Source organism: Halobacterium noricense (assembly GCF_021233435.1).
In the GTDB taxonomy this organism is placed as follows: Archaea; Halobacteriota; Halobacteria; order Halobacteriales; family Halobacteriaceae; genus Halobacterium; species Halobacterium noricense.
This window is the reverse complement of record NZ_CP089468.1, coordinates 1,340,394-1,355,002: the sequence shown is the minus strand read 5'-3', so window position 1 is coordinate 1,355,002 and position 14,609 is coordinate 1,340,394. Positions and strand designations below refer to the sequence as shown.

The 14,609-nt window shown below is 66.8% G+C and carries 17 protein-coding genes and 1 tRNA gene; 7 read left to right on the top strand and 11 right to left on the bottom strand.

The window, feature by feature from the left end:
* The first annotated feature begins 48 nt into the window (after positions 1 to 48).
* The 3 genes from LT974_RS07350 to LT974_RS07340 all read left to right on the top strand — a co-directional run bounded on the left by LT974_RS07350 (position 49) and on the right by LT974_RS07340 (position 3,300).
* Positions 49 to 1,173 carry a PGF-CTERM-anchored ABC transporter substrate-binding protein gene (locus tag LT974_RS07350; protein ID WP_232590091.1) on the top strand — a complete coding sequence of 375 codons (1,125 nt, stop codon included), beginning with the start codon at positions 49 to 51 and terminating at the stop codon, positions 1,171 to 1,173.
* A gap of 68 nt (positions 1,174 to 1,241) precedes the next feature.
* Entirely contained in the window at positions 1,242 to 1,787 is a 546-nt protein-coding gene (locus tag LT974_RS07345) for a thermonuclease family protein (protein ID WP_232590090.1), read from the top strand.
* Positions 1,788 to 1,836: 49 nt separating this feature from the next.
* A complete protein-coding gene (locus tag LT974_RS07340) occupies positions 1,837 to 3,300 on the top strand; it encodes an HTTM domain-containing protein (protein ID WP_232590089.1) in 1,464 nt (487 codons plus the stop codon).
* On the opposite strand, the gene LT974_RS07335 is transcribed toward LT974_RS07340, so the two are convergent.
* Positions 3,294 to 4,670, bottom strand: coding sequence for a short-chain fatty acid transporter (locus tag LT974_RS07335; protein WP_408611709.1), 1,377 nt, complete (start codon positions 4,668 to 4,670; stop codon positions 3,294 to 3,296). The genes LT974_RS07340 and LT974_RS07335 overlap by 7 nt on opposite strands.
* A 271-nt stretch (positions 4,671 to 4,941) precedes the next feature.
* On the opposite strand from LT974_RS07335, the gene LT974_RS07330 reads away from it, so the two are divergent.
* The gene (locus LT974_RS07330) at positions 4,942 to 5,709 is read left to right on the top strand and encodes an MOSC domain-containing protein (protein ID WP_232590087.1); all 768 of its coding nucleotides are present in this window, start codon (positions 4,942 to 4,944) and stop codon (positions 5,707 to 5,709) included.
* Between the two features lie 3 nt (positions 5,710 to 5,712).
* On the opposite strand, the gene LT974_RS07325 is transcribed toward LT974_RS07330, so the two are convergent.
* The 4 genes from LT974_RS07325 to LT974_RS07310 form a co-directional block, all read right to left on the bottom strand.
* Positions 5,713 to 6,432, bottom strand: coding sequence for a DUF4396 domain-containing protein (locus tag LT974_RS07325; RefSeq protein ID WP_232590086.1), 720 nt, complete (start codon positions 6,430 to 6,432; stop codon positions 5,713 to 5,715).
* A gap of 149 nt (positions 6,433 to 6,581) precedes the next feature.
* On the bottom strand, positions 6,582 to 6,986 hold the full coding sequence (locus LT974_RS07320; RefSeq protein WP_230892948.1) for a hypothetical protein: 405 nt from the start codon (positions 6,984 to 6,986) through the stop codon (positions 6,582 to 6,584).
* A 212-nt stretch (positions 6,987 to 7,198) separates the two neighbouring features.
* A tRNA-Thr gene (locus LT974_RS07315) sits at positions 7,199 to 7,272 on the bottom strand.
* A gap of 50 nt (positions 7,273 to 7,322) precedes the next feature.
* Positions 7,323 to 8,306, bottom strand: coding sequence for a class I SAM-dependent methyltransferase (locus LT974_RS07310; RefSeq protein WP_232590084.1), 984 nt, complete (start codon positions 8,304 to 8,306; stop codon positions 7,323 to 7,325).
* An 82-nt stretch (positions 8,307 to 8,388) separates the two neighbouring features.
* On the opposite strand from LT974_RS07310, the gene dph5 reads away from it, so the two are divergent.
* Positions 8,389 to 9,186, top strand: a complete 798-nt coding sequence (gene dph5, locus LT974_RS07305; protein ID WP_232590082.1) for a diphthine synthase — start codon at positions 8,389 to 8,391, stop codon at positions 9,184 to 9,186.
* Positions 9,187 to 9,202: 16 nt separating this feature from the next.
* Here the strand turns inward: dph5 and LT974_RS07300 are convergent, their stop codons facing one another.
* The 6 genes from LT974_RS07300 to LT974_RS07275 form a co-directional block, all read right to left on the bottom strand.
* Positions 9,203 to 9,949, bottom strand: a complete 747-nt coding sequence (locus LT974_RS07300; protein ID WP_232590079.1) for a DUF2267 domain-containing protein — start codon at positions 9,947 to 9,949, stop codon at positions 9,203 to 9,205.
* Positions 9,950 to 10,025: 76 nt separating this feature from the next.
* The gene (locus LT974_RS07295) at positions 10,026 to 10,790 is read right to left on the bottom strand and encodes a DUF2267 domain-containing protein (protein ID WP_232590077.1); all 765 of its coding nucleotides are present in this window, start codon (positions 10,788 to 10,790) and stop codon (positions 10,026 to 10,028) included.
* Between the two features lie 44 nt (positions 10,791 to 10,834).
* Positions 10,835 to 11,224 (bottom strand): TrmO family methyltransferase domain-containing protein, encoded by a 390-nt coding sequence (locus LT974_RS07290; protein ID WP_232590075.1) that lies wholly within the window; start codon positions 11,222 to 11,224, stop codon positions 10,835 to 10,837.
* 61 nt (positions 11,225 to 11,285) lie between these two features.
* Positions 11,286 to 12,071 carry a VOC family protein gene (locus LT974_RS07285; RefSeq protein ID WP_232590073.1) on the bottom strand — a complete coding sequence of 262 codons (786 nt, stop codon included), beginning with the start codon at positions 12,069 to 12,071 and terminating at the stop codon, positions 11,286 to 11,288.
* A gap of 60 nt (positions 12,072 to 12,131) precedes the next feature.
* Positions 12,132 to 12,554, bottom strand: coding sequence for a TIGR04206 family protein (locus LT974_RS07280; RefSeq protein WP_232590071.1), 423 nt, complete (start codon positions 12,552 to 12,554; stop codon positions 12,132 to 12,134).
* A gap of 1 nt (position 12,555) precedes the next feature.
* Complete coding sequence (locus LT974_RS07275; RefSeq protein ID WP_230893012.1) at positions 12,556 to 13,668, bottom strand: OBG GTPase family GTP-binding protein; 1,113 nt, start codon at positions 13,666 to 13,668, stop codon at positions 12,556 to 12,558.
* Positions 13,669 to 13,769: 101 nt separating this feature from the next.
* Between LT974_RS07275 and LT974_RS07270 the strand changes: the two genes are divergently transcribed.
* Together LT974_RS07270 and LT974_RS07265 are read left to right on the top strand one after the other, a co-directional pair.
* Positions 13,770 to 13,970, top strand: coding sequence for a VNG_1110C family protein (locus LT974_RS07270; RefSeq protein WP_230888699.1), 201 nt, complete (start codon positions 13,770 to 13,772; stop codon positions 13,968 to 13,970).
* Between the two features lie 72 nt (positions 13,971 to 14,042).
* Positions 14,043 to 14,534 carry a 50S ribosomal protein L11 gene (locus tag LT974_RS07265; RefSeq protein ID WP_230888698.1) on the top strand — a complete coding sequence of 164 codons (492 nt, stop codon included), beginning with the start codon at positions 14,043 to 14,045 and terminating at the stop codon, positions 14,532 to 14,534.
* The last annotated feature ends 75 nt before the right edge of the window (positions 14,535 to 14,609 follow it).

Sequence of the window (14,609 nt, the reverse complement as noted above, 5' to 3'; positions counted from 1 at the left end):
ATAGTTTCTTTAGGCAAATATTTATTGCGTTAGGCCTGTCCTCCCCGCATGCATCAGGCTGCAACCGTATTTGGAGTGGTACTACTGCTGTTGTCCGCCGTTGCGCCAGCCGCTGGCGTTGCGGATGCGCCCGCTGGTGACGCCGTCACGAACGCCAGCGCACAGGACCTTGACTGCTCGTTCCCGGTCACTAAGGAGGACGCGAGCGGGCACAACGTCACTGTCGTGGAAGAGCCCGAGCGCGTCGTCACGCTCAACCCGAGCGCCGCCCAGACCATGTGGGAGCTCGGTGCCAGCGACAAAGTCGTCGGCGTCTCGCAGTTCGCCGGCTTCCTCGATGGCGCCGAAGACCGGGAAGTCGTGACCTCCGGCGCCCCTTCCTCCGTGGACGTCGAGCAGGTCATCAGCCTTGACCCCGACCTCGTGCTCGCGCCCAACACCATTAACAACGAGACGGTCGCCCAGCTCCGGGACGCCAACGTCACCGTCTATCGCTTCGCCGCGGCGTCCTCCATCGAGGACATCTACCGGAAGACCGAGACCATCGGCCAGCTCGCCGGCGAGTGCGACAGCGCCGAGTCCACTGTCACGGAGATGCGCGATCGCGTCGAGACCGTCGAAGCGGCCGTCGAGGGCGAGGAGAAGCCGAGCGTCTTCTACGATATGGGCGACCGCTACACCGCGGGCCCGAACACGTTCATCGGCCAGATTATCTCGCGGGCGGGCGGCCACAACATCGCTGCTGACGCGAACGCCACCACCGCGTACCCGCAACTCTCCGCGGAGTTCGTTGTCGAACAGGACCCCGACTTCCTCGTCGTGAGCGCGCAGCCCAGCCAACTCGGCAACGACAGCCGGTCGTACATCGCCGAGGACTCCATCCTCCGGAACACGACCGCCTTCGAGGAGGGCAACATCGTCGTGGTGAACACCAACCACATCAGCCAGCCTGCGCCCCGCGTCGTCGAACCGATGACGCAGATGGCGCAGGCGTTCCACCCCGAAGCGTACGCGGAAGCGAACACGACCACGCAGGAACCCACCGCAACTGAGACCGCGACCGCCACCCAGACGACGACCGAGACCACGGGCACGACCATCCCCGGCTTCGGCATCCCTGCCGCAGTCGTCGCCGCCCTCGGCGCGGCGCTGCTCGCGCGGCGTTCCTCCTAACCCCACGCTGGTCCACTCTTCTCGAGCGAGCACGTAGCCGTTAACACACGTCGGCGAGAACCCTACCTGTGAATCGACGCGCACTCGCTGCGCTCGCTGTGGTCGCACTCTTCGCCAGCGCTGGCTGCGTCGGCCCGCTCGCCGGTGACCAGCAGTCCGCGGAGAGCCGGAACGCCACGGTCATCGGCGTCGTGGACGGCGACACGGTGGATGTTTTGTTCGCGGACGGCACGGAGGAGCGCGTCCGCCTGCTCGGCGTTGACACGCCCGAAGTCCACGCGGACATCTCCGCCGGCGAGTTCGAGGGCGTCCCGGACACGGAAGCCGGCCGGTCGTGTCTGCGGTCGTGGGGCGAGCGCGCCAGCGAGTACGCCATCGAGCGGCTCGCCGGCGAATCCGTGACCGTCGAATTCGACGCGGAGAGCGACCGCCGCGGCGGCTACGACAGACTACTCGCGTACGTCATCGTAGAGAATGAGTCGTTCAACCGCGCGCTGCTCGCGAACGGCTACGCCCGGCTCTACGACAGCGACTTCACGCAACGCGACGACTACGCCGCCGTCGAACAGCAGGCGCGCGAAAACGGAACTGGCCTCTGGTCGTGCGCGAGCTAGCCCCCGCGGCCACGGAAGGCTTATTCGCTGCGCGCCGGCAGTCCCGAACGTGACAGCACGTCTCCGCGCTGCCGTCGCGCGTCGGTTCGGCGTCGACACGCGCGCACTCGCCGCGCTCCGCGTGTCGCTGGCAGCGCTCGTGCTCGTCGACCTCTGCCTCCGTGCACGCTTCCTCACCGCGTTCTACACCGACGCGGGCTTGCTTCCGCGGTCGCTGTTGTTCGAGCAGTACGGCACCATCTCCCGGCTGTCGATACACGCCGTCTCCGGAGCGGCGTGGGTGCAAGCAGTGCTGTTCCTCGTGACCGCGCTCGCCGCGCTGGCGATGCTCGCGGGCTACCGGACGACGCTGGCGACAGTCGTCACCGGCGTCCTGCTGGCGTCGCTGCACTACCGCAACCCGCTCGTGTTGAACAGCGGGGACACCCTCCTCCGCATGCTGTTCCTCTGGGGCGTCTTCCTCCCGCTGGGCGAGCGCTGGTCCGTGGACGCGCTTCGCGACGGCGAGACTGACTCGCGCCGCGTGGCGAGCGTGGCGACCGCTGGCGTGCTCGTGCAGGTCGTCGTCGTGTACTCCACGAACGCGCTGCTGAAGCTCCGCGGGGAGCGCTGGCTCGCCGGCGACGCCATCCGCTACGTCCTTGAACTCGACATGTTCACCGTTCTGCTCGGGGACGTGCTCGCCGACTTCCCGGCGCTACTCGTCGCGTTCGACCGGCTCTGGCTCGCGATGCTGGTCGCGTCCGTCCTCTTGCTCGTGCTCACCGGGTGTCTGCGCGCGGCGTTCGCGGGGCTGTTCGTCGCGATGCACGCCGGCATGCTCGCGTCGATGCAACTTGGGCTGTTCCCGCTGGTCTCGATTGCCGCACTCCTCCCGTTCCTCCCGGGTGCCGTCTGGGACCGCATTCCCGGCTGGCAGCACGTGCCCGGCCTCCGTTCGCTTCCCGCCTCACGGTACGCGAGGCGCGTCGAGGGAGCGCTCCCACTCGTCGCGCTGCCAGCGATGCCGAGCACCGTAGTGCGCTGGACGCGCCGCGTCGTGCCGGTCGTGCTCGTCGTGTTGCTCGCCGGCATGCTCGTGTGGAACGCCGCGTCTGTCGGCGTGGTCGACGCCACCGCGGCCGGCCCCGTGACCGAGTCGCCCGAGCCGCGCTGGTCGATGTTCGCCCCAGTCCCCGCGAGCACAGACTACTGGGTCGTCGCGCCCGGGCAACTCGCCTCCGGGGGGAGCGTGGACGCGTTCCACGGCGAGGCGGTGTCGTGGGACGAACCGCCCGACGTCGCCGGGAGCTACCCGAGTGCGCGCTGGCGCAAGTACGTCGCCAATCTGCGCGGCGCGGACCCGGCGGTCGCCGGCGGGTTCGCCGACTATCTCTGTACACGGTGGAACGGCGGCCACGACGTCGAAGTCACGTCCGTGGCGGTGTTCGTCGTCGAACAGCAGGTGCGTCTCGACGGCCCGAACCCGACCGAGCGCGTCGAACTGGCGGCGAAAAATTGTTCGAGTCAGTAGGGAAGCACGTACAGCGCGACGGCGAGGAACGGAACCAACAACAGCAGCATCGCGACCGCGTACCCGAACATCTCGCGGGCCTTGACGCCCGTGATGGCGAGCAGCGGGAGCGCCCAGAACGGGTTCAGGAGGTTCGTGTGCGCGTCACCGACGGCGTACGCGATAGTGGCCTTCCCGACAGGCACGCCGAGGTCCTGGGCCGCAGCGATAATCGAGGGGCCGAGGACGATCCACTCGCCGCCACCGGACGGAACGAAGAGGTTGACGACGGAGCCGACGAGCCACGCGACGACCGGGAACGTCGCCTGCGTGGAGACGTCCAGCAGCGTCTGCGCGAACGTCTCAGAGAGCCCGGAGGCGTTCATCATGCCTTGGATGCCCGCGAAGAACGGGAACAGCAGGATGATGCCGGCCGCGGACTCGGCGGCCTCCCCAAACCGCTCGCGGTACAGCGACGGGCGCTGGTAGATGGCGAGACCGGCGAACAGGAAGCCGAAGTTTACGACGTTCAGCGTGAGCGCGTCGAGGCCGTCGGTCGCGAACAGGTACGCGACGTACGCGACGCCGGTCAGTGCGATGATGGCGCCGAGAAGTCGGCTGTTGTCGATACGCTCGGCGGGGCTCACCGTCCCGCCGTCGGGAGTAGGTTCCGGGGACTCGCCGTGTTCTTCAGTCGCCGAGTCGGTCAATTCGCTCTCGTCAACGTAGTCCGTGATGGGGCGGGCGCGCTTCGGCGACGGCGACAGCAGGTAGAGCATCGCCGCCGCGAACAGAATGGAGAGGACGGTCAGCGAGAGTGCGTACGAGCTGAAGATGGTCTGCGTGGTCGGGACGACGCCGTCGATGACGCCGGCCTCGATGAAGTCGTTGCCGGGCGTCGCGAGCGCGAGCGGTGCCGACCCGGACAGCCCCCAGTGCCACGTCAGCCCGAGGCCCATGTAGCCCGCGACCGCCAGCAGAGGGTAGTGGACGTCGATGTCGTTCTCGAGGGCAGTCTTGCCCATCTCGCGGGCGAAGATGGCGCCGAGGATGAGGCTGAAGCCCCAGTGTACCCACGCGATGGCCATCGAGAACACGCCGACGAGCACGACGGCCTGCCCGGGCGAAGACGGGAACTCCGTGAGCTTCTGGAGCACACCGTTCACGCGCGGGTGGTACGCGATGACGAACCCGGTCATGAGGATGAGCGTCATCTGCATCGCGAAGCTCAGGAACGCCCAGAAGCCGTCGAACCAGAAGCCGACCATCTGACCGGGGCCGGTTCCCTCGACGGCGATGCCGACGACGAAGACGACGTAGCTCAGCAGGATTGCGAACAGGAACGGGCTCGGCATCCAGCGCTCGACGACGCCGGCGAGCCGGTGGCCCATTCGTTCGAAGGCGTTGCCGCCCGACTGCGATGCTGTGTCTCGTGATGACATACCGGGAGCAACCACGACGGAGGAGTATAATAAATTAAGGGATATAATGGCAGGATACTCACCTGAACCCACACCACCGAGACGCGACTTACCAGGCTCCTGTCCCCCTCTCTACGCATACTAGTCCAGGAATCATACGCGAAGCAGTACGTTCGGTGGCATGCCAGGCTGGAGCCGTTCGGACCAACACCTATGAGTCGGCCTGCCCTCCGTTCCGACGATGCCACGAGTCGACCGATTGCGCGTCTACCCCGTGAAGGGACTGGACGGCATCGACGTCGAAGCAGCCGATGTCACGGAGGGCGGCACACTCGCCGACGACCGCACGTACGCACTGTTCGACAGCGACGGCGACGTCGTCAACGGGAAGCGTACCGCGCGGGTACATGACCTCGACACGGACTTCGACCGCGACACCCACGAGTTCGTCGTCGAGACCCCTAGCGGAGCAGTCGAGCGATTCGACCTCGACGACGCCCCCAAGCGGGCCGAGGTGTGGTTCTCGGACTTCTTCGACGAGGACCTCACGCTCGAACGCGACGACCGTCTCGGCTACGTGGACCGCCGCGAGATGGGGCCGTCGGTCGTTAGCACCGCCACACTGCGGGAAGTCGCGTCGTGGTTCGACGACCTCACCGTCGACAGCGTGCGTCGGCGGCTCCGCGCGAACGTCGAAATTGCCGACGTCCCCGCGTTCTGGGAGGATCGCTTCGTCGGCGAGGACGCCCCCGGCTTCGACGCCGGCGGCGTGCGCTTCGAAGGGGTCACCCCCTGCGGCCGCTGTGTCGTTCCGACCCGCGACCCGGACACGGGGGAGGGCACGCCTGACTTCCGGGAGACCTTCGTCCAGCGGCGACAAGAGACGTTCCCCGACTTCGCCGACGAGGCCGCCTTCGACCACTTCTACACACTCATGCTCATCGCGGACATTCCCGAACCGAGTCGCGGGCAAACGCTGCGCGTCGGCGACGACGTACGGGAAGACTGACGCTCACGCGCCCGATCCGGCTAGCTCCGCGGGGTTCGCCATGCCTTCCTTGACACCGACGCGGAGGAGCGCCACGTTCACCGGGAATGCCGCCACGAAGCCGACGGATAGCGAGAACGCGAGCGCACCCCAGAACAGCGGTTCGCCGATGGTCGCGCCACCCGCCAACAGGAGGTCCGTGCCGATGGCGGTGACTTCCATCACGGTAATCGAGGGTGTCTCCGTGTATAACGCGTCGGCGAGCGCGGTGGTGAGCGTCTCGCCATCCTGGAGCAGTGGCCCGACGGTCAACGCGTACCCGAACGTGTACGCGAACGCGAACGTCCCGAGCGTGGTTACGAGTGAGTTCCCGATGGCGAGCACGCCGACCAGCAGGACGACCCCCGTCACTTCGCCGGCACCACATCCCGAGTAACAGTGTGCAGTCGAGCGCACGCCTCGGCGCCACAGCGAATCCTGGGATATCTGCGTTCGACCCGCGTACCAGTACAGCGCCAGTCCTGCCGGACCCGAGTACACCACGACGAGCGACCAAACTGCCCGCATCAGCGACGGTATCGCCTCGTTGTTCCGCCGCAGGTCCCACCACAGCACGCCAACCGACGCCGCGACTAGCACCGCCCACGCGGCGAGGACGCGGTGGTCCGAGACGACCGGCCGAACGACCTCACGAGCCGGCGCGAGCGCTTCCTCTATCGAGTGCAGGAGACTAGCGACGGACATGCACGCACCTCGTGCCTCGACGCCTTAGGGACTGGTGGCGGCGTCCCGTTCACGGCTCGCCCTCTCTGACGCCATCGACGGTGAGCGGAGTTTCCGAAGTGATGCGTTCGAGGTGAGTCTCGGGTCAGTGAAATCCCGCGGATCGGCCCTCAGATTTGGGCTTCCACCCACTCGCGAGCGTCCGCAATCGAATCCGGCAGCTCGTCGACGTCGAGCACGTAGCACTCGCAGAACGGCTCCCCGCGATAGTACCGACTGATCTTATCCGAGACGACGTCCTTCGTGGGATTGGTCTCGACCTCGACCGCGAACGGTGGCTCGTCGAGTCCGTACGCGACGACGTCGATTTCCCCGACGCCGTCCTTGACGACCTCGGTGTCGATGCGGTAGCCCCGGTCCCGCAGCACTTTCGCGACCAGCGTCTTCGCGACGAGGTGTCTGTCCGTCTCACTCCCGGAGTTGAACGCCACGGCGTCTCGCTTCTCGACCTGCCAGCCGGCGTCCTGGAGGGCCTTACGGCCGCCATACTCGTCGTGGTGGCGCTTGTTGTTCACTGGTGGCCTCCCCAGACGTCGCCGAACTGTGGGCCACGTGAGTCGGTCGCCAAGTCGGAGATTTCCCAGGAAACGGTCGTGTACACAACTCTCCGATAGTTGTGCAGCCGCTATCCCGGTTCCGGTCCGACGACCGCCACGGTTGGACGACGCTAACGCTCGGACGTTAGCACTTGGAAAATGTGGGTGCAGGCTTCGAGCCTGCGACGTAGAGCCGGTAAAGGGATTTGAACCCTTGGCCTATTCCTTACGAAGGAATCGCTCTACCAGTCTGAGCTATACCGGCACGACCTGTGCACTTCTCCGTAACCGGATTCAAGAAATAAGCCTTGCGAATCACCGGCGCGTCAGTCGGGCGTCCACGACGACGTTGAACTCGTGGGGCGCGTACGACCGCACGGTGCGCTCAGTCTCGATTGTGACGTCGTACTCGGGCTCGGCGGCCTCGCGGATGGCGGCTTCACAGGGCCCGAAGCGGTCGTCCTCGTGCTGGAAGTCGTAGAAGTGAATTACGCAGTCGTCGCCAGCGAGCGCGACGGCGGTGTCGAGGAACTCGTCGGCGGTGTGGGGGAGATTCATCACGATGCGATCCGCCCAGTTCTCGTACTCGTCGGCGGTCTCGCGCACGTCCCCCGCGATGGCCGTCACGCGCTCGCTCACGTCGTTGCGCTCGGCGTTCCGTCGGAGATACTCGATGGCGTCCTCGTTGATGTCCGTCGCGACGACCTCCGCGCCTTCCTTCGCCATCGGAACGGCGTACGGGCCGACACCCGCGAACATGTCGAAGGCATGCTCGCCCGCCTCGACTTGTTCGACGACGCGGTGGCGCTCGGTCGCGAGCCGTGGCGAGAAGTACACCGTCGCGAGGTCGAGTTCGAACTCGCAGCCGTACTCCGTGTGCACCGTCTCGGTGTCGTCCCCGGCGACGACGTCCCAGTCGCGGACGCGCTCGGTGCCCTTCACCTTGGACGCGCGGTTGACGACTGTTTTCGCGCGGACGTCCGACTCCATCACCGCCTCGGCGATTTCGCGGGCGCGTTCGGGTGAATCCTCGTCAAGGATGACGACGTCGCCCAGTCGCTCGTACGTCGGTTCGAAGCCGAGCAGTTCGGCGGGCGTCGTCGGCGTCTCGCGCTCGGGCGCGTCGAACTCCACGACCGTGAGATCCTCTGGAACTGCGTCTGGGTCGCTGACGGGGATGTAGAGGTCGCCGTCGCTGGCCGTGATGGCGTACTCGTCGACGAGGAGGTCTTCCTCGGCGAGCCGGCGGCGCGTGGCTTCGCCCTCGTCCGTGGAGACGCGGACGCACGGCACTGACATGCCCGGGAGTCAGGCGGGCGCGGCCTTACTCGTGTCGCTTGCGTCCCGAAACCCATAGGGCGGCGCGCGCGCTACCGTGGGTATGCTCACGTTCGTCGGGCTCGGCCTCTACGACGAGCGCTCGGTCACGGTCGCTGGCGCCGACGCCATCGCGGCTTCCGACCGCGCGTTCGCGGAGTTCTACACCAGCAAACTCGTCGGCGCGGACGTCGCTGACCTCGAAGCCTACCACAACACCGACATCGAGGTGCGGGACCGCGCGGGCGTCGAACAGGACCCCGAGCCGATTCTTTCGGCCGCCGAATCCGGCGATTGTGTCTTCCTCACGGCCGGGGACACGATGATTTCCACAACGCACGTCGACCTCCGGCTGCGCGCCGAGAAGCGCGGCATCGACACGCGCGTGATTCACGCCCCCACCGCGGAGTCCGCAGCGTCGAGTCTCACGGGCCTCCAGAACTACCGCTTCGGGAAGGCGACCACGCTTCCCTTCGAGTGGGCGCACGGCGCCGACGGCGTACCGAGTTCGGTCGTCGACACCATCGAGGCGAACCGCGAGCGCGGCCTCCACACGCTCTGTTATCTGGACATCAAGGTCGACCACCCGCGCGTCGAGGGCGACGAGTACATGACAGCGAGCCACGCCGCAGGCCTGCTCGCAGACAACTGGAATCCGGACGCGCTCGGCGTCGTCGTCGCCCGCGCCGGCGCCCCCGACGCAACCGTGCGCGCTGACCGCCTCGGCGCGCTCGCTGAGATGGACTTCGGCGAGCCCCTGCACCTGCTCGTGATTCCGGGCGACCTCCACCACGTCGAGACGGACGCGCTCGCTGGGCTCGCGGACGCGCCCGACGCCGTCCTCGACGAGTACCGAGAGTGACTGGCCGGCGGGCTAGTTACGCGAACATCGGGTCGTAGGTCTCGGGAAGCTGGGCCTGCATCCGGTCGAGTTCTTCCTCGCCGACGGCGTCCGCGAGCACGTCAGTGACCGCTTCCGCGTGCTCGATGGCGAGTTCGCGCGTGACGTTCTCCTGGTTGGCGACCTCGGCGACGAGTTCGTCGAAATCGTAGTCGAGCGCGCGTGCCGGCTCGTCGGGCACCAGCCACTCCGCGGCGTCCTCCGGGAGGTACTCGGCAACGTCCTCGGCTTCGCCCTTCGAGAGGCGTTCCCCGAGCGTGGCGAGGACGACCTCGCTCGCGCGCCGGGCGTGCGCTCGTGAGAGGTCGCCGTGGTCGGCGACGGCCTCCACGAACGACTCGCTGCCCAGCGCCTCCCCAGGCTCGAACACCACCTCGTACTCAGGTGGGAGCTGGGCGCGCGCGTCCTCCACTTCCTCAACCCCGACCGTCTCGGAGAGCGCCGCGACAGCCGCCTGCGAGCGCGCTTTGGCCTCGTGCTCGGAGACGTCGAGGCGGTCGCCCACACGCGAGACGAACTCCTCGAACGCCGGTGGTTCCGCGCGGCCGCGTTCGGTCTCCCGGAGCACGCGCGCGTACGGCTCGGGCAGCGGCGCCGCGAGGTCCGCCGCCTCGCCGTGCGAGATACCCTCTGAGAGCGTCTTCAGGACGGCTTCCGCGGTGTCTTCGGCTTCCGGTGTCGATACATCCGCTCGCTCGGCGACGATATCGAGGAACCCAGTCATGAGGACTCGTGGCGCTCGTACACCACGGCCGACGCGTCGACCAGCAGCCGCTTGAAGGAATTGGCCGATTCGCGCGCTACGCCCGCTCGAAGAACGACTCGTAGGCAACGGGGAGTTGTTCGAGCGCGCGGTCGAGTTCCTCGTCGTCGGCGACCTCTGCGAGCCGACCAAGCACGACGTTGGCGTACTCGTGGGCGGTCGGGTCGTCGACGTCCGCGCGCTCGCCGACCCGCAGCACGAACTCGCTACGCGAGTAGTCGGTCGCTTCCGCCGGATCGTCGACGACAATGGCGTCCTCGACGTCCGCGGGGAGGTAGACCGCGAGGTCTTCGGTTTCGCCCTTCGGGAGGCGTTCCCCGAGCGCGCCCAGCACCGCTTCGCTGGCCTCCTGAGCTTCCGGGTCTGAGTCGAGGTCGAGGCGGCGCCGCACGGTCTCGGCGAACGGCTCGCGGCGCACCGCGGGCGGCTCGAATAGTTCCTCGTACGCTGGCGGGAGTTGTGCGCGAGCGTTCGCCAGTTCGTCGCCGACGGATTCGGCGATGGCGACGCCGACGGCCTGGGCCTTCTGTGGTGTGGCCGCTCGGTCGAGGTTCGCGCGTTCGGCGACGCGGTCGTAGAACTCGTCCAGCGGCGGGGATTCGGGCTCTTCGGCGTCCGCCGACGCGTCCAGTAGCGTCTCCGAGACGTCCTCGGGGAGGTGTTCGGCGAGGTCGACTGTCTCCCCACGAGAGAGGCTCTCTCCGAGCGTCTCGGCGACCGCGTCGACGGTCGCGTCGACCTCCGCGTCGGTGTCGAACGCGTCGTTCGTGCGGGCCAGCGAGTAGAAGCCTTCCGTGACCATGTGTGGCCCCCCGAGCGGAGACAGGTTGAATCCGACGGCCGAAGTCATGCCCGCTCGTCGCTCTCGAGGGCGTACTTCAAATCCAGAACGGAGGTCCCGTCGACCATATCCACGCCAGAAACGTCGACCGTTCCCGTCGCCCGGTTTACGTCAAGCACGTCGCAGGTCGTCACGCAGACCGGGTTGGGGCGTGCCTGCGACCGCGTCGTGAACACGCCCCGGTCGCCGTCGCGGACGCGGAGGACCGAGCGGTCGGCGTCGTCGGCCCACCACACGACGTCTATCGTGTGCCCGGCGTCGAGACCGGCCAGCCCTGCGTGGTACGGCTCGGCGACGTGGACGGTGCCGGTCGCGTCGTCGAGGAATCCCTGACGGGGCGCGTCGGCGGCTTCCGCGAACGGCGTCTCGACGCGACCGATGGGCGCACATTCCATGCTGGCGGCTTCCGCGCGCGGCAAGAAAAACGGGCGGGCACGAACCCGCGGCGTGAGAACGTCAGTCCTCGCGGTCGACCGGGGACTCCGCGGGGTTCAGCACCTCGATTTCGTGGCCGTCGGGGTCCTTCGTGAACGCATAGTTGTAGTCACAGGACTCGGGGTCGCGATAGTCCTCGGCCTCGCGCTCCATCAGGGTCTCCCAGTCCTCGACGAGGTTGTCCGTGCGAACCGCGAGGTGGCCCCAGGCGTCCCCGAAGTCGTAGGTGCGGCCGTCGTAGTTGTACGTGAGTTCGACCGCCATCGCCTCCTCGGCGCTCCCCTCGGGCTTCATGAAGTAGTTCGCGAACGTATCCGCCTCCCAGCGGCCCGTGTGCTCGTACTCGAACTTCCGCGTCCAGAACCCGAGCTGTTCGTCGGCGTCCTCGACGCGAATCATCGTGTGGTCAAGGCTCCACTTCGCGCCGTGGTCGCGCTCGACGATTTCGACCTCGTGGCCGTCCGGGTCCTTGACGAAGGCGTACGACCCGCCGCAGGAGTCGGGGTCGCGGTAGTCCTCGACGCCCTCGTCCATGAGTTGCTCGTAGGCGTCGTCGACGTCCTCGACGCGCACGGCGATGTGGCCCCACGCATCGCCGACGTCGTACTCGTCGGTGTCGTGGTTGTACGTGAGTTCCAGGAGCGCGCCCTCCTCGTGGACGTTCTCGGGGCCGAGGTAGACGATGTCGAACGTGTCGGCCTCCCAGCGGCCGTATTCGACGTAGTCGAGGTGGGTCTTGTACCAGTCGAGGCTCGCGTCGAGGTCGCCGACGCGCATCATCACGTGGTCGAGTACGAACTCGCTCATGTCCGGGGGATTGTCGGGCGCGTCGAAAAGCGTACCGAACGCGGAAGCACCCGCTCCCGTTCAGTCGCCGAGCAAGGCGTCGCCGTACCCCACCCAGACGGCCGCCCACAGCCAGAGCGCGCCGACAGGGAACGCAAGAATCGTCGGCTGGCGGGACAACGAGAGCGCGAGCAAGCCGACGTCGACGCCCGCGAGGAAGAGCAAGCCAGCGGGGATGCGCGCGTCGAGCGAGGAGACGTAGTCGAAGAGTGCCGTGGCGAGCGCTGCCACGTACAGCAGTGTCGCCATCGGCCACGCGGTCAGGCGCGGTGGGACGGTCCCGACGCGGGAGACGTACGCCGGGAGCGAGGTGAACGAGAAGGGGTCGAGGTGGAGGAAGCCGAAGGAGAAGACGGGATACCAGCCGCCGTTGAACGTGACGACCGTCCACGGGAGCGCGCCCGCGAGCACGACCACTGCGAGGCGTCGCTGGGGACTGGCCACGCTACCGCCGCGCGATGACGCGCAGAACGTCTTCGTCTTCGAGCACGTGGTCGCGGCCGACCTGCTGGTCGTCGTGTTGCGCGGACGGCCCCGAGACGCGCGCGAACCGGAAGCGCTCGTCGAGCGTGCCGCCGAGCTTCTGGAGGGCGTCGTCGACGGTGTCGCCTCGTCGGATGACCAGCGGTTCCTCGTAGTCGACGCCGCGGCCGGGCTTGTCCATGTAGATGCGGATGAGCCCGAGTTCCTCCCACATCTTCTCTTTGAGAGCGTCCAGGCCCTTCTCCTCCACCGCGGAGATGAAGATGGCTTCCTCGGGGTCGATGTCGTGTTCGCGGAGATTGGCCTTCATCGTCTCCGCGTACGAGGGCTCGATGAGGTCGACCTTGTTGACGGCGACCAGCGACGGCATGTAGACGCGGTTGTTCATCACGCCGTCGATGAGTTTGTCCACGGAGGGGTTCCCGCGGATGGTGACGTCGGCGTTGATAAATCCGCGCTCGCGGAGAATCTCCTTGACCGTATCGTGGTCGAGTTCGAGGTCGCCAGACGTGTTGACGTCGATGCCGTCCTTGCCCTTCCGGCGCACCGTCACCGATGGGGGCTCTTCGTCGACGCGGATGTTGACGTTGTAGAGTTCCTGGTAGAGTCGCTCGTACTGCTCGATTTCGAACGCAGACAGCATGAAGATGACGAGGTCTGCGGCCCGAATGACCGACAGGATCTCTTTCCCGCCGCCGCGGCCGCCGGCCGCACCCTCGATGAGCCCTGGCACGTCCAGGAGTTGGATGTTTGCGCCGCGGTACTCCAGCATCCCGGGGTTGACGTCGAGCGTCGTGAACTCGTAGGAGCCGACCTCGCTGTCGGCGTTCGTCATCGCGTTGATAAGCGAGGACTTGCCGACCGAGGGGAACCCGACGAGCGCGACTGTCGCATCACCGTGCTGTTCGACGGCGTAGCCGCCACCGCCGCTGCCGCCGGACTGCTGTTTCTCCAGTTTCTCCTTCTTCTCGGCGAGCTTCGCCTTCAGGCGGCCGATGTGCGCCTCTGTGGACTTGTTGTACGGCGTCTCCGAGATTTCTTCTTCGAGCTGTTCGATTTCCTCCTCCAGACCCATTACTCTGCAGTAGGCTACTGCCGCCGAAAAGCGCTTTCCCTCCCGCCCGACAGGGATTGTTTTCGACACGTTCATACTTCATCTCAAGAGAGTGCCGGGTGATGCCTGACCCCTCCAGCCTGCGCGACAGCACGCAGATTGTTCTTCCTGTCTCCACGGTGGAGGGGTACCGCGAGGACATCGACGAGAAGTTTACGGTGAGTTTTCTCGAACACGAGGAGATGGTGCGCATCATCGGTAGCCCTGTCGTCATTAAGAACGTCAGCGAGTATCTCGCTCGGCAGGGCGTGAACGTCCCGTAGCCCGACTCGGCGACGCCGCCAGCGCCTCCGGAGAAAGAAAGGGTTAAAGCCGCGGCGACGGTTCGTTCGGGTATGGCTGAGACGATAGAAGTGCTCGTGGCAGGCGGCCAGGCCGACCCCGGCCCGCCGCTCGGTCCCGAGCTCGGACCGACACCCGTCGACGTGCAGGCTGTTGTACAGGAAATCAACGAACAGACCGCCGCCTTCGACGGTACGGAGGTTCCGGTCACCATCGAGTACGAGGAAGATGGTTCGTTCAGCATCGAGGTCGGTGTCCCGCCGACGGCCGCCCTCATCAAGGACGAGGCTGGCTTCGAGACCGGTTCCGGCGAACCCAACGAGGAGTTCGTCGCGGATCTCTCCATCGAGCAGCTGAAGACTATCGCGGAGCAGAAGAAGCCCGACCTGCTGGCGTACGACACGCGTAACGCCGCCAAGGAAGTCGCGGGCACCTGTGCTTCCATGGGCGTCACCATCGAGGGCGAGGACGCGCGGACGTTCAACGAGCGCGTCGCGTCCGGCGAGTACGACGAGGTCCTCGGCGCGGAAGAAGCAGCGGCGTAACGCAGCAGTTTCAGTTCCTTTCGTGCGTCCGTATTTTCCGGCTCTGTAGCCGTAAGACCGTCTCTTGGCGCTCGT

Coding starts and splice junctions, on each gene's coding strand:
- LT974_RS07295 (WP_232590077.1), bottom strand. CDS start 10,790: ATGGTCACGGAAGGCTTCTACTCGCTGGCCCGCACGAACGACGCGTTC.
- LT974_RS07310 (WP_232590084.1), bottom strand. CDS start 8,306: ATGTCAGTGCCGTGCGTCCGCGTCTCCACGGACGAGGGCGAAGCCACG.
- dph5 (WP_232590082.1), top strand. CDS start 8,389: ATGCTCACGTTCGTCGGGCTCGGCCTCTACGACGAGCGCTCGGTCACG.
- LT974_RS07335 (WP_408611709.1), bottom strand. CDS start 4,670: ATGGGCCACCGGCTCGCCGGCGTCGTCGAGCGCTGGATGCCGAGCCCG.
- LT974_RS07325 (WP_232590086.1), bottom strand. CDS start 6,432: ATGTCCGTCGCTAGTCTCCTGCACTCGATAGAGGAAGCGCTCGCGCCG.
- LT974_RS07270 (WP_230888699.1), top strand. CDS start 13,770: ATGCCTGACCCCTCCAGCCTGCGCGACAGCACGCAGATTGTTCTTCCT.
- LT974_RS07265 (WP_230888698.1), top strand. CDS start 14,043: ATGGCTGAGACGATAGAAGTGCTCGTGGCAGGCGGCCAGGCCGACCCC.
- LT974_RS07350 (WP_232590091.1), top strand. CDS start 49: ATGCATCAGGCTGCAACCGTATTTGGAGTGGTACTACTGCTGTTGTCC.
- LT974_RS07290 (WP_232590075.1), bottom strand. CDS start 11,224: ATGGAATGTGCGCCCATCGGTCGCGTCGAGACGCCGTTCGCGGAAGCC.
- LT974_RS07300 (WP_232590079.1), bottom strand. CDS start 9,949: ATGACTGGGTTCCTCGATATCGTCGCCGAGCGAGCGGATGTATCGACA.
- LT974_RS07285 (WP_232590073.1), bottom strand. CDS start 12,071: ATGAGCGAGTTCGTACTCGACCACGTGATGATGCGCGTCGGCGACCTC.
- LT974_RS07275 (WP_230893012.1), bottom strand. CDS start 13,668: ATGGGTCTGGAGGAGGAAATCGAACAGCTCGAAGAAGAAATCTCGGAG.
- LT974_RS07330 (WP_232590087.1), top strand. CDS start 4,942: ATGCCACGAGTCGACCGATTGCGCGTCTACCCCGTGAAGGGACTGGAC.